General features: G+C 56.0%; 10 protein-coding genes and 1 pseudogene. 10 read left to right on the forward strand and 1 reads right to left on the reverse strand.

Annotated elements, in window-relative coordinates:
- The first annotated feature begins 105 nt into the window (after positions 1-105).
- Together ACZ1HV_RS04240 and ACZ1HV_RS04245 are read left to right on the forward strand one after the other, a co-directional pair.
- Positions 106-1,062, forward strand: coding sequence for an aspartate carbamoyltransferase catalytic subunit (locus tag ACZ1HV_RS04240; protein ID WP_298814268.1), 957 nt, complete (start codon positions 106-108; stop codon positions 1,060-1,062).
- Between the two features lie 16 nt (positions 1,063-1,078).
- Positions 1,079-2,380, forward strand: a complete 1,302-nt coding sequence (locus ACZ1HV_RS04245) for a dihydroorotase (RefSeq protein ID WP_472717414.1) — start codon at positions 1,079-1,081, stop codon at positions 2,378-2,380.
- Positions 2,381-2,460: 80 nt separating this feature from the next.
- Here the strand turns inward: ACZ1HV_RS04245 and ACZ1HV_RS04250 are convergent, their stop codons facing one another.
- Complete coding sequence (locus ACZ1HV_RS04250; RefSeq protein WP_472717415.1) at positions 2,461-3,540, reverse strand: alpha/beta hydrolase; 1,080 nt, start codon at positions 3,538-3,540, stop codon at positions 2,461-2,463.
- A gap of 296 nt (positions 3,541-3,836) precedes the next feature.
- Between ACZ1HV_RS04250 and ACZ1HV_RS04255 the strand changes: the two genes are divergently transcribed.
- From ACZ1HV_RS04255 to ACZ1HV_RS04290, 8 genes and pseudogenes are all read left to right on the forward strand, one after another.
- Positions 3,837-4,616: a DUF3108 domain-containing protein gene (locus tag ACZ1HV_RS04255; RefSeq protein WP_472717416.1), complete on the forward strand. Its 780-nt coding sequence runs from the start codon at positions 3,837-3,839 to the stop codon at positions 4,614-4,616.
- 141 nt (positions 4,617-4,757) lie between these two features.
- Positions 4,758-5,423, forward strand: a complete 666-nt coding sequence (gene plsY / locus ACZ1HV_RS04260) for a glycerol-3-phosphate 1-O-acyltransferase PlsY (RefSeq protein WP_298982239.1) — start codon at positions 4,758-4,760, stop codon at positions 5,421-5,423.
- On the forward strand, positions 5,420-6,553 hold the full coding sequence (dprA, locus tag ACZ1HV_RS04265; RefSeq protein ID WP_298982241.1) for a DNA-processing protein DprA: 1,134 nt from the start codon (positions 5,420-5,422) through the stop codon (positions 6,551-6,553). The genes plsY and dprA overlap by 4 nt, the downstream gene beginning before the upstream one ends.
- Positions 6,554-6,741: 188 nt before the next feature.
- Positions 6,742-9,408: a type I DNA topoisomerase gene (gene topA, locus ACZ1HV_RS04270; RefSeq protein WP_472717417.1), complete on the forward strand. Its 2,667-nt coding sequence runs from the start codon at positions 6,742-6,744 to the stop codon at positions 9,406-9,408.
- 62 nt (positions 9,409-9,470) lie between these two features.
- Positions 9,471-11,721: pseudogene (gene rnr, locus ACZ1HV_RS04275) on the forward strand (ribonuclease R).
- Complete coding sequence (locus ACZ1HV_RS04280) at positions 11,718-12,194, forward strand: DUF983 domain-containing protein (RefSeq protein WP_298814276.1); 477 nt, start codon at positions 11,718-11,720, stop codon at positions 12,192-12,194. The pseudogene rnr and the gene ACZ1HV_RS04280 overlap by 4 nt, the downstream one beginning before the upstream one ends.
- Positions 12,191-12,937, forward strand: a complete 747-nt coding sequence (locus ACZ1HV_RS04285; RefSeq protein ID WP_472717418.1) for an NUDIX hydrolase — start codon at positions 12,191-12,193, stop codon at positions 12,935-12,937. The genes ACZ1HV_RS04280 and ACZ1HV_RS04285 overlap by 4 nt, the downstream gene beginning before the upstream one ends.
- Positions 12,938-13,123: 186 nt before the next feature.
- Positions 13,124-13,417 carry a Rid family hydrolase gene (locus ACZ1HV_RS04290; protein ID WP_472717419.1) on the forward strand — a complete coding sequence of 98 codons (294 nt, stop codon included), beginning with the start codon at positions 13,124-13,126 and terminating at the stop codon, positions 13,415-13,417.
- Positions 13,418-13,589: the final 172 nt, after the last annotated feature.

Raw genomic sequence — 13,589 nt, forward strand, 5'->3', positions numbered from 1 at the left:
AATATTTGTCCAATTGTTCAAATCCTTAGCTGACATGTGGACAGCGGGCACGATGCGAATTGTTTCTTGTACAGGCGTGCGATTCCCCATATAGGGATGGTCTCGATGACCGCGAAAGACTCCCATCGAGACAACCCCTATCCCCATCGACATTTGCTGGGCATAGAGGGTCTTCACCCCCACGAAATTCTGGGCCTACTGGACAGAGCTGAAGAAGCTGTTGAAGTTTCCCGGCAGATCCACAAACGCAAGCATGTGCTGGCGGGGCGAACCCAGATCAATCTCTTCTTCGAGAACTCAACCCGCACCCAAAGCTCTTTTGAGCTGGCTGGCAAGCGGCTTGGGGCAGACGTCATGAACATGGCGGTCTCTCAATCCTCGGTGAAGAAAGGCGAAACGCTGATCGATACGGCGGCCACGCTGAATGCGATGCATCCGGATCTCCTGGTTGTGCGCCATCACGCTGCAGGCGCTGTTCATTTGCTGGCGCGAAAAGTTGGATGCTCTGTTGTCAATGCGGGAGACGGCCCGCATGAACACCCGACACAGGCTCTTCTCGACGCTCTGACAATCCGGCGGCATAAGGGGAAAATCGCCCGGCTCACCGTTGCTATTTGCGGCGATATTGCCCACTCGCGTGTCGCCCGTTCAAACATCATCTTGCTGAATGCTCTCGGCGCGCGGGTCCGGGCAATCGCACCGTCGACATTGCTGCCTTCAGGCATCGCCAAGATGGGTGTCGAGGTTTTCAACGACATGCGCGAAGGCCTCAAGGGCGCTGACATCGTCATGATGCTGCGCCTTCAACGCGAGCGCATGAATGGGGCCTTCATTCCTTCTGTTCGCGAGTACTATCGCTACTACGGCCTTGATGCAGAGAAGCTTGGCTTTGCGCGTGACGACGCGCTGGTTATGCATCCTGGACCGATGAACCGCGGTGTCGAAATCGATGCCTCCATTGCAGATGGCGCTCAAAGCCTGATCCGGGAACAGGTCGAAATGGGTGTGGCCGTCCGCATGGCTGTTCTTGAAGCACTCGCCGCCAATTTACCGAACAACTGAACCGGGGACAGACACCGTGGCACTCGACACACCAAAACCTCTGGTTCTTTCCAACGCCAGAGTGATCGATCCAGTACGCGAGCTGGACGCACCGGGCTCGGTCATCATTGCCGACGGCACAATCCTGGCTGCCGGGCCGGAAGCCGCCAACCAAGGAACACCTTACGGGGCCGAAATCATCGATTGCAAAGGCGCTATCGCCTGCCCCGGCCTGATTGACATGTGCGTTTCTGTCGGAGAACCGGGCGCTGAGCATCGCGAAACCCTTGCCAGCGCGTCACAGGCGGCAGCGGCGGGCGGGGTTACCACGATTTGTACCATGCCCGATACGGATCCGGTAATCGATGATCCGGCACTGGTCGACTTTATCTTGAGACGCGCCCGCGACACCGCGATCGTCAACGTTCATCCGCTTGCTGCGCTAACCAAGGGGCTCAACGGCAAGGAAATGGCCGAAATCGGTCTGCTCAAGGAAGCCGGTGCCGTTGCTTTTACAAACGGGCACATTTCCCTCAAAAACGCCCAGGTCATGCGGCGTATCATGACCTATGCCCGCGATTTCGACGCTCTTGTTATCCATCACACCGAAGATCCCGACCTGGCAGGCGGTGTTATGAATGCCGGTCTCAATGCGAGCTGGAAAGGCCTTTCGGGCATTCCCCGCGAGGCGGAAATCATCATGCTGGAACGGGATTTGCGCCTGGTCGGTATGTCGAAAGGCAAATATCACGCGAACCTGATTTCGACTTCTGACAGCGCTGATGTCATTCGCACAGGCAAAAAGCGGGGCTTGGACATAACTGCGGGCATTTCGATCAACAATCTCACCCACAACGAGAACGACATTGGAGACTACAGGACCTTCTTCAAGATGTCCCCGCCACTCAGGGATGAAGACGACCGGCAGGCGATGATCGAAGCTGTCGCGGATGGAACCATCGATATCATCTGTTCAAATCACGACCCCCAGGACGTGGAAACGAAGCGTCATCCGTGGGCAGAAGCAGAAGATGGAGCGATTGGCCTGGAAACCCTTCTTGCGGCGGCACTGCGGCTCTATCATACAGAGCAGGTTGATCTGAAAACGCTTTTAAAGACGATGACGTGCCGCCCCGCCGACAGACTGGGTCTTGAAACAGGCCGACTGACCAAGGGCGCACCGGCGGATGTCACGGTTTTTGACCCGGAACGGCCCTGGGTGCTGGAAAAAAGCGCCATCAGATCCCGCTCAAAGAATTCACCTTTTGAAGATGCAAGGTTTTCAGGCCGGGTTCTGACCACTGTTGTAGCGGGCAAAACAGTGTATCGCTACTCCTGAGGCCGATAGTGGGGAAAATGCCAGCCCTTTCAGCACGATTGTGGGCCGGTAAATCCTTAGAGCCACGCTCTGCCTAAACCCTATTTGGTTGACGTCAGTCGCTCAGCCACCCAAGGGAATGCCGTGCTTTCCAGACGTTCTCCGACGAGTTCGCGATGGTCTCCGTCATAAACATCCAGCCTGTGCGGAACCCGTTCTTTGCCCAGCTCCTGTGAAAATTTTAGCGTCCCTGAAGGGATGTGAAGGAACTGGTCATCCAGCCCGACACTCATACCTAACCCGTGAAGGCTGCGGAGACTTTCGCGTGCATTCCTTATCTGGCGAACCGGGAACTGATCCAGGTACCGGTCGAGAGCCTCATCGTCGAGCACTATTTCGCCGCGAACGATATCAAATGGAAAGTCACCGTATAACGGGGCGGCATGAAGATCGGGACTGAAAGCAGTCACAATACCCAGGAGAGCGATCGGATAAAAGTCTCCGGCCTCAAGCAGCTCTTGAAGGTCTTCGATTTTTTCAACTGCCGCTGCACGCCGCCAGGCATCGTTGCCGAAACTCAGATCTTCTTCGGGCACAAGACAACAAGGGCTGAGCGCCCATATGACCGAAAAAACATCTGGCCGTGTTATCGCCAGGTTCAGTGCGCCGTAACCGCCCATGGAATGGCCCACTACCGCGCGGCCTGCGGTGTTCGCCACGGTACGAAATTCATTGTCAACAAAGTCCACCAAGTTTTCTGCGATGTAGTCAGCCCAGTTTCCTATCACGGGTGAATTTCGGTAAAAGCCTCCACCAAATCTGTTACCGCCATTTGGCATCACAACGATCAGATCCGGGATCTCGTCACGTGCAATCAATCGGTCCAGGATCTTCGGGACTTCAAAGTTTTCAACCCAGACGCCGTAATCATCAAAGATGCCATGCAGAAGATAGATGACCGGGTAGCGACGGTCCTCTGAAAGATCATAGCCGGGAGGCAGATAAATGGCGGCTTTCTGGATGCTGTTTGTCCCGACCAGATTACCTTTCAGTGCGGGCGCTGGCACTTCGACCTCCAGCACACGGCCAGGGTTTGGAAGTTCGGACTGAGCCAAAAGGACATTGGGGCTCAAAAACAGGATCAAAGCCGAGATCATCCCAATGAAAATCGACTTTCGCATCCTCACAGGCTCCTTTTGAACGTCATTGACATCTAGGTGTGTTTTTTCCAGCGCAAGCGGTTACCCGCCTAGCCAGTGCACCGAACCGAACCAACCCAGGTGCACTCAAGCTCTGTTGTTGCCTTTGCGTCCCGCAGTGTTCGCTGGCGAAAACAAGTGTACCGTCGGCTATTGTGAGTTTGTTGCTATGGCATCCAGACCAGACTGCAAGCAGGGCCAAGATGTTCCGGCGTCCTGTTTGGTGCCACAATTCTCCGGGATCTTGTTCGCGACGATGAACCGGATTGGACCGCTCTATGCGCTTGTTGGCATTTTTCTTTTCGCTCCAACTGATAAGCCTCGCACCGGCGGCAGGAGCGGATCTCTACTTGAAATACAAGCTCTATGCGCTTGGGCTGCCCGTCGGGTCAGGCGTCCTGCTGCTGAATGTGAACGACGAAAGCTATTCGCTGAGTGCAAAAGGCCAGACAGCAGCATTCGGGCGACTCGTTTCCGACGGCAGAGGTTCAGCCGAAGTGCGCGGCGGTGTGCGAGATCGCAATTTACAGCCTGAAGCCTATTCACTTGACATCAAGAGTGAGGATGACAGCGGTTCGGTCGCAATGACAATTCGCTCCAGGGACGTCAAAAAGGTTGCAGTCGATCCTCCTCAGGATCGAATGAAAGAGCGGATAAAGGTAACAGCCGGTCACCTGAAGAACGTCCTTGATCCCCTGTCAGCCGCCATCCTACCTGCACCGAACGGACTGAAGAAGGAAAGCTGCAACCGAACGCTGCATATCTACGATGGCAAGGAGCGATATGATGCGCACCTGAGCTACAAAAGCACGCGGACCACAAAAACGGCTGACCGGCGTTTCAAGGGCAAGGTAATCGTCTGCCGGGTACGTTATGAGCCTGTTTCAGGTCACCGGCCGAAGCGCAAAGCCATTCAGGAGCTCGCTGCCAACAAATCCATGGAGGTCTGGCTCGCACCCGTTGGCAGCAAACCCTATCTGGTGCCTCTCCGGGCGGCCATTTCGCTTCCCTTCGGCTCCCTGGTGGTCGAAGCTGAAAAGTACAAACTGTCAGATTAAATGTGGTGCCTGATTTCTGTTGGTGATCAACACCCTATTCCACCAGGCAAGCCGTTTTGACCACGATCTCCTTGATCCGATAAGCGATACCGTTACAGTGCCGGTGCAAATTGCCTTGTGCACTACCTGAAGGAAAAGAGCGTGCCTGATCCGATAAGCTGGGAATTCGCCTGGCCATATTTTGTTGCTGCGCTTGTCTTCGGCTATCTGCTCGGTTCGATACCGTTTGGCCTGATCTTCACGCGCATGGCGGGCCTTGGAGACATTCGCAAGATCGGCTCCGGCAACATCGGGACAACCAACGTTCTGCGTACGGGCAACAAGGCCGTTGCAGCGGCCACACTGCTGGGTGATGGGCTGAAGGGAACTGTCGCGGTGCTGGTCGCGGGTTCGTTCTATGGTCAGGATATGGCGGTTGTTGCCGGCTTGGGCGCGTTTCTCGGACACCTTTTCCCTGTCTGGCTGAAATTTAAAGGTGGAAAAGGCGTCGCCACTTATCTGGGCATTCTGCTTGGTCTTTATTGGCCGATGTTTCTTTTGGCTGCCGCAATCTGGGTCGCGATGGCTGTCGTTTTCCGCTATTCGTCCATGTCAGCTTTGACCATGACCCTTTTGACGCCAATCCTGCTCTTTGTGGCTTTCCAGCAAGCGCAGTTTGCGGAACTCTTCCTGCTGCTTTCGGTCCTGCTCTGGCTAAAACACAATGAAAACATTGGCCGTCTTCTCAAAGGACAAGAGAGCAAGATCGGCTCGACTTCCAAACCAGCAGTAGAAACGGCACCCGAGCCGGACAACGGAGGCTCGTGAGCAGCTCAGCTCAATATAAAAGCAAGAGCCTCGCAGAGGCCGAGAAACTTGCATGGCTTCGGCTAATACGATCTGAGAACATCGGTCCGGCAACGTTCCACGATCTGATGGATCATGCAGGATCTGCCGTAAATGCCTTGGAGATGCTACCGGCACTGTCCCGTCGCGGCGGCAAGAAGGCGATCAAGATCTGTTCACTCGAAGAAGCTGAAGCCGAATTTTCTTCCCACCGCTCCAAAGGTGCCCGGCTTGTCGCTTATGGCGAACAGGACTATCCGCAGCATTTGATGCATATTGACGCTCCTCCTCCAATTTTGTCTGTGAAAGGTGGAAACGCACTCGGTCAATCTCGCATGCTTGCAATAGTCGGCGCTCGAAACGCTTCGCTTTCAGGCCGCAAGCTGGCAGCAAGGTTTGCAAAGGAACTTGGTGAAGAAGGATTTGTCATCGCTTCGGGGCTCGCCAGAGGCATTGACGCAGCAGCCCACGAAGCTGCGACCCCGTCCGGCACGATTGCCGCCTTTGCAGGTGGTATCGACATTCTCTATCCACCCGAACATGACCGTTTGCTTGCCGGCATATTGGATGCTGGCGGAACCGCGATCAGTGAAATGCCTCTGGGCTGGAAACCGCGCGGGCGCGATTTTCCGCGGCGAAACAGACTAATTTCAGGGGTTTCCCTGGGTGTCATCGTGATCGAAGCGGCCAAAGCCTCCGGCTCGCTTCATACGGCGCGCTACGCCCTGGAACAGAACCGTGACATTTTCGCCGTTCCCGGCTCCCCTCTCGACCCGCGATCAGCCGGAACGAACGGATTGATCCGGCAAGGTGCAGCTCTTATTACTTGTGTTGAGGACATCCTGGAGGGCTTGTCGGGACGACTTGAGCCCGTCCTGCCGCTTCAGCCAAAACTGCTGGAACCCGGCAGACCGTCCCCAGCCCGGGAAGAGCCAAGTGGAAAGCTTAGGGACAAGCTTCTTTCGGCACTCGGTCCAACACCAGTCGATGTCGACGAACTCATCCGCTTTGCCGAAGTCGATGCCCGCACACTTCACGTCCTGCTTCTCGAGTTGGAGCTTGGCGGACGTCTTGAACGGCATCCGGGCAACAAAATCTCACTCCTGATGTGATAGGAAGAAATCTCTTGAATCTCAGTGGATAACCCGTATCAGCAGCGAATAACTTGACCGATGTGTCTCAAAGGTCCATTTGACAGGCGGCGCGCGATCCTTGATCGTCTGCGCCAACGCAGTATCTGAAAGATCTCCTTCTCCACCGGTCGGCAGCCCCGTTTCCGGCAAAAATTATTTGGGTAAGAATGAACGTCGTCATTGTGGAATCGCCGGCGAAAGCCAAGACGATCAACAAATATCTAGGCTCCGATTACACTGTTCTGGCTTCCTATGGCCACGTGCGCGACTTGCCGGCGAAAGACGGCTCGGTGCTGCCGGACGACAATTTTTCCATGAGCTGGCAAGTGGACTCCAAGTCCCAAAAGCGTCTGACCGAGATTGCAAATGCAGTCAAGGAAGCCGACCGTCTCATTCTGGCAACCGATCCCGACCGTGAAGGCGAAGCCATCTCATGGCATGTGCTTGAAGTGTTGCAGAAAAAGCGTGTCCTGAAGGACAAGCAGGTGGAACGTGTGGTCTTTAATGCGATCACCAAGAAGGCAATCCTGGAAGCGATGGACAATCCACGCGAGTTGGATGCCCCGCTTGTCGATGCCTATCTTGCCCGCCGCGCGCTCGATTATCTGGTTGGCTTCACCCTCTCTCCAGTCTTGTGGCGCAAACTGCCGGGCGCGCGCTCGGCCGGGCGTGTTCAGTCCGTTGCCCTGAGGCTGATTTGCGACCGGGAAATGGAGATTGAAACCTTTGAATCTCAGGAATACTGGTCGATCTTCGCCAATATGAAGACGCCTGCCGGCGATATGTTTCAGGCAGGAGTGACCGGATTCGACGGCAAGAAAATCGGCCGTCTCGACATCAAGAACGAGACGGAAGCCACCACGATCAAGACCATGCTGGAAAGCGCCAGTTTCAGCGTAGACAGCGTTGCTTCCAAGCCCGCCAAACGCAATCCGGCTGCGCCATTCACAACTTCCACCCTGCAACAGGAAGCCTCTCGCAAACTCGGATTTGCCGCGTCCCGTACCATGCAAGTTGCGCAGAAGCTTTATGAAGGCATTTCCATAGGTGGTGAGACATCCGGTCTGATCACCTACATGCGTACAGACGGCGTGCAAATTGCCGGTGAAGCAATTGCTGCGGCCCGCTCGGTGATCGGCAAGGACTTCGGCGACAAATACGTACCTGAAAAACCGCGTGTATATTCCTCGAAGGCAAAGAATGCCCAGGAAGCACACGAGGCGATCCGACCGACCGACCTTTCCCGCCGTCCCAAGGATGTTGCCCAGTTCCTCGATCCGGACCAGGCCAGACTTTACGAGCTGGTATGGAAGCGCACCATGGCGTCGCAGATGGAATCGGCTGTGCTGGAGCGTACGACTATCGAAATTGTCGCCGATGGCTCGGGCAAGCGTGCCAACTTGCGCGCAACAGGGTCCGTGGTGCGCTTCGATGGTTTCCTGGCTCTTTACCAGGAAGGCCGCGACGACGACGACGACGAAAACTCAAAGCGTCTGCCTCTGGTCGATCAGGGCGCTTCATTGAGCGCGACTTCCGTCGACGGATCGACGGAAGCGATTGAATCAAGCCAGCACTTTACGACACCTCCGCCCCGTTACACCGAGGCTAGTCTCGTCAAGAAGATGGAAGAACTCGGCATCGGCCGTCCGTCAACCTACGCATCGACGCTACAAACGCTTCGCGACCGCGACTATGTCGAGCTCGACAAGAAGCAGCTGGTACCGCAGGACAAGGGCCGAATCGTTATTGCGTTCCTTGAAAGCTTCTTTCAGCGCTATGTTGAGTTCGATTTCACAGCGAGTCTTGAAGAGAAACTCGACAAGATTTCAGCTGGCGAGCTTTCCTGGCTCGACGTTCTGCGGGACTTCTGGACCGGTTTTTCCGGTGCGGTCGATGAAATCAAGGATCTGCGCGTTGCACAAGTAATTGACGCGCTGAACGAGCTGCTTGGTCCGCATATCTTCCCGCCCAAGGAAGACGGTACCGAACCGCGCAAATGTCCGTCATGCGACACTGGACAACTTTCACTGAAAGTCAGCCGCTGGGGCGCCTTTATCGGCTGTTCCAACTATCCCGAATGCGGGTTCACCCGCCAACTGGGCAAACCGAGCGGCGAAGATGGCGACGCGGATGAAGGCCCCAAGGTGCTCGGTGTCGACCCGGAAACCGGACAGGAAGTATCGCTAAGAACCGGTCGTTTCGGTCCATATGTTCAGCTTGGCGCAGAAGCCAAGCCAAAACGCGCCTCTCTGCCCAAGGGGTGGTCCGCGTCTGATATGGACCTGGACAAGGCTCTTCAGCTTCTATCTTTGCCTCGCGAGGTCGGACCTCACCCTGAAGACGGCAAGATGATAAGCGCCGGTATTGGCCGCTATGGACCTTTCGTTCTTCATGAAGGCACCTACGCCAATCTGTCCACGCCGGATGAGGTCTTCTCCGTCGGCATCAATCGTGCCGTTGACGCGCTTGCCGAAAAGCGTGCCAAAGGCGGTGGTCGGCGCGGTGCTGCGGCCACACCGTTGAAGGAACTCGGCGACCACCCCGACGAGGGTGGTCCCATCAATGTCTATGAAGGGCGCTACGGGCCTTATGTCAAACACGGCAAAATCAACGCCACTCTGCCAAAGGATTCGGATCCAAAGGCCGTCACGTTGGAACAAGCGCTTGAATTGATCGCCGCAAAGGCCGCCAAGGGCGGCGGAAAGAAAAAGGCAACTGCCAAGAAAAGCACGGCGAAAAAGACAACGACCAAGAAGGCCACCACAAAAAAGACTTCCACCAAGGCCAAAGTGGATGCTTCGTCGGACGAGGTACCCTGGGATGACGCCTCTTGAGCGCAAAACGCATTAACACGCGCAAACATACAAACCGAAAACACGCCAAGGTACCCGGCGAAATGCCCTCCCGTGAGGATATTCTCGCATTTGTAGCTGACAATCCCGGGCGTGCGGGCAAGCGGGAAATCGCACGCCACTTCGGGATCATCGGCGGCGCGCGCATTCAGCTCAAGAAAATGCTCAAGGACCTGGCGGATGACGGTCTGATTGAAAAGCGCAACAAGCGTATGATCCGGCCAGGCGACTTGCCGTCCGTCTTTATCGTCAGCTTGAACGCCCGCGACAGGGATGGCGAGCTCCTGGGAACTCCGGTCGATTGGGACGAGGAAGCAGGTGCACCACCGAAAATTCTAGTTCTTACCGGCAAGACCAAGAATACCCAGGCCGGGGTCGGAGACAGAGCGCTCATCCGCCTGACTGAAGCAGAGACCGGCCCGGAAGCGGAACATGTCGGCCGTGTCATCAGAGTTCTAGAAAAACGGCAAGGCGCTATCCTCGGCATCCTTCGCAAACGCGACGGAAACCGACCGGCTTATCTGGAGCCGATAGACCGAAAGCAACGGGAACTGGATGTTGACCCGGCAGAGATGAAGGAAGCTGACGACGGCGACCTCGTCAGTGTCCAGGTGACGAGATCCGGTCGATATGGCCACCCGCGCGCATCCATCGTGGAGCGGTTCGGCTCCATGAACTCGGAAAAGGCTGTTTCGGAGATTGCACTTCAGTCGCTTGGCATTCCGCATGTCTTTCCGTCCGCAGTTGTGCAGCAGGCTGACAGCGCCAAGCCCGTTGAAAAACTGGGTAAGCGCGAAGACTGGCGTCAGGTTCCGCTGATCACTATCGACCCACCCGATGCCAAGGATCACGACGACGCCGTCTATGCGGAACCGGACAACGATCCGCAAAATGAAGGCGGATATGTCGTATATGTCGCGATCGCCGATGTGGCCCATTATGTCACGCCCGGATCGCCGATGGATCGCGAAGCACACTTGCGGGGAAACTCGGTCTATTTCCCGGATCGCGTCATTCCCATGTTGCCGGAGCGCATTTCAAACCAGCTCTGCTCCTTGAGGAAAAAGAAGACAAGCCTGCGATGGGTGCGCGCATGGTCTTTGACAAGACCGGACGCAAGGTCAATCACACCTTTCACCGGGTTCTGATGCGCTCGGCCGCCAAGCTGTCCTACCTGCAAGCTCAAAAAGCCATAGACGGTGTAACCGACGAAAGGACAGAAACGCTCCTTGAGGGCGTTCTGAAGCCACTGTGGGCAGCTTACGAGGTCTTGAAGAAGGGGCGCTCGGCCAGGGAACCTCTGGAGCTTGACCTGCCTGAACGAAAGATCAAATTGAAGCCCGACGGCACTGTTGATCATGTCTACGTTCCTGAGCGCCTCGATGCACACAAACTCATCGAAGAGTTCATGATCCAGGCGAATGTCGCAGCAGCGGAAACACTGGAAAAAAGAAGTCGCCCCTGCTCTACCGGGTTCACGATGCATCTACCCCGGAAAAACTTGAAAGCCTCAAGGAGTTTCTGTCGACATTGTCCATGAAGCTTCCATCATCCGGTGGATTGAGGCCCGCGGTGTTCAACGGAATATTGGCCAAGGTCAAAGACACGCCGCAGGCGCATCTGGTCAACGAGGTGATCCTGCGCAGTCAGGCACAAGCAGAATATACGCCGCAAAATATCGGCCACTTCGGACTGAACCTGCGGCGGTATGCTCATTTCACATCACCCATCCGCCGATACGCGGATTTGATTGTCCATCGCGGCCTCATATCGGCCCTGGGCCTTGGCAATGATGGTCTGCAAGACGGAATTGAGGCCAAACTCGAAGCTATCGGCGCAGAAATATCTTCTGCCGAACGCCGGGCGATGCTGGCGGAGCGCGATACCATCGACCGCCTGATCGCGCTTTGGATGAGCGACCAGATCGGCGCGACGTTTCAGGGACGAATTGCGGGTGTCGTAAAGTCCGGACTTTTCGTGCGCCTTGAAGACACCGGTGCTGATGGCTTCGTTCCCGCATCGACGATTGGTGTCGACTACTATCGCTACGACGAAGGGTCGCATGCCTTGATAGGTGACAAAACCGGCGAGACTTATCAACTTGGTGACCAGGTGGAAGTCAGGCTTGTTGAAGCTGCGCCATTTGCCGGAGCTCTCAAATTCGAGATTCTCAGCCATGGACGGATGGCAGGGAAACGTATTCGCAAAGCAACTCCCAAGGCGCGGCGCGGTCCGCCCAAAGGCGGACGCAACAAGACCTCCACACGGAAACAAAGCCGAAGGAGGGCCTTGTGACGGTTCGCTATGAGTTGAATGAAAACCTTGCTGCGCCGCCCGAGAAAGCAGCCAAACCGCGCCGAGCAGTCATGCCGGCAATGTTGCGGGGCGCATTCAATCGCTGCATGGCCTGCGGCGAAGGAAAGGTCTTTGACGGCTTTCTGAAAACACGCCATGCCTGTTCGAATTGCGGTGAAGAGTTTCATCATCATCGCGCGGACGATGCACCGCCCTATTTCACGATCACCATTGTCGGCCACATCATCATTCCAGCCCTGCTGGTTGTCGAGGTCATGTGGCGCCCGGCAATCTGGATCCACATGTCGATCTGGCTGCCACTCACCGTTTTCCTGGCACTCGCTCTCATGCGGCCCGTAAAGGGGGCATTGGTCGGTCTGCAATGGGCCCTCTACATGCACGGTTTCGATCCCGAAGCCGAAGACGACATGCCCGTTATCGACATGTCGGCGGGGCACGAAGGCACCCCATGACCGGTTCATTCGAAAAGCAGTTGGCGAAAGACGAAAAGGCCGGCGACTACCCCTATATCCGGCCCAAGGACGCTGCCACGCTGCTCATCCTCGACAGGGACGGATCGGGTGACGTCAGAATGCTGATGGGCCGTCGGCACATGCGCCACACGTTTATGCCCGGAAAATTCGTTTTCCCCGGCGGACGGGTCGATCCGGCAGACTCCAGAGTAGCAAATGTGCTTCCCTATCACCCGGACGTTCAGGCGCGTCTTTCAAAGGGATTGAAAAAGGTCAAGACCGAAGCACGTGTCCGTGCTTTCGCACTTGCGGCAATCCGAGAGACCTATGAAGAAGCCGGGCTTTTCATCGGCAAGAAGGACAGCGGAACCCCTCAACGGCTCGGCACAGGCTTCGAGGCTTTCATGGAACGCGGCATTCAGCCTGACCTTGGCGGGCTGCGCATGATCGCCAGGGCGGTTACCCCGACGAAACGCCCTCGCCGCTTCGATACCCGTTTCTTTTCGGTCTGGGCCGATGCGATTGCCGATAGGCTGCCGGATGGGAAAGGTCCTTCCGGGGAATTGGAAGACTGTGCCTGGCTCACGCTTGAAGAGGCGCGAGAAAAAGAGCTGCCGTTGATCACGACAAAGATATTGGCCGACCTGGAAAGCCGACTGGAAACGGACCCGGACCTGTCTCCAGGTACTGCCGTTCCTTACTATTATTTTCGCAACGGTGCGTTTGTGCGGGACTTTTTGTAGCTGTTCGGAATTCAGCGCACCGTATCGCCTGCTGCGATGCTATAGTTGAACAGCTGCAACAGATGGAGCCTTGTTCCATGAAAGACCGCGCTATCATTCCTGACGAGTTGGAGGGGTGTTACAGCGACTGGAAAATGTCGCCAGGGCTGGCTTGCGGAGATTTCCTGTTCTTTTCAGGATTTACCGGTGCTGACGCAGACGGAAACCTGTCCGGTGATCCTGAAACACAGATCTCGCATGGCCTTCCGAAAGGTGGGGCTGGTGCTTGCCAAAGCGGGCCTGAGCTATAATGCTCTTGTGGAAATGACGACCTATCACATTGGCCTGAAAGACCATCTTGAGCTTTTCAAGAAGATACGCGCAGAGTTTGTCGAGGAACCCTATCCCGCCTGGACTGCCATTGAAGTGGCCGGATTTGTGCGGGACGGGGCTGTGATCGAAATCAAGGCGGTTGCCAACCGCGTACCGAAATCCGAGTAGGTTTGTCAGTCTTGGCCGCTCACTCCCCTACACGCTGGTTCGCGCACATTGCCGATACCCGTTAAAAATCGTCCAGGACCGCACGCAACGCTTGACTTTGACAACCTGATGAGTACTTTGCGCGCTGATTTCAGACATTGGGGTAGAGTCACCGCCAGCCAATCTGGCCGCG

The sequence above is a fragment of the Roseibium sp. JB4-4 genome (assembly GCF_055693425.1).

Coding starts and splice junctions, on each gene's coding strand:
- ACZ1HV_RS04240 (WP_298814268.1), top strand. CDS start 106: ATGACCGCGAAAGACTCCCATCGAGACAACCCCTATCCCCATCGACAT.
- ACZ1HV_RS04250 (WP_472717415.1), bottom strand. CDS start 3,540: ATGCGAAAGTCGATTTTCATTGGGATGATCTCGGCTTTGATCCTGTTT.
- ACZ1HV_RS04255 (WP_472717416.1), top strand. CDS start 3,837: ATGCGCTTGTTGGCATTTTTCTTTTCGCTCCAACTGATAAGCCTCGCA.
- topA (WP_472717417.1), top strand. CDS start 6,742: ATGAACGTCGTCATTGTGGAATCGCCGGCGAAAGCCAAGACGATCAAC.
- ACZ1HV_RS04285 (WP_472717418.1), top strand. CDS start 12,191: ATGACCGGTTCATTCGAAAAGCAGTTGGCGAAAGACGAAAAGGCCGGC.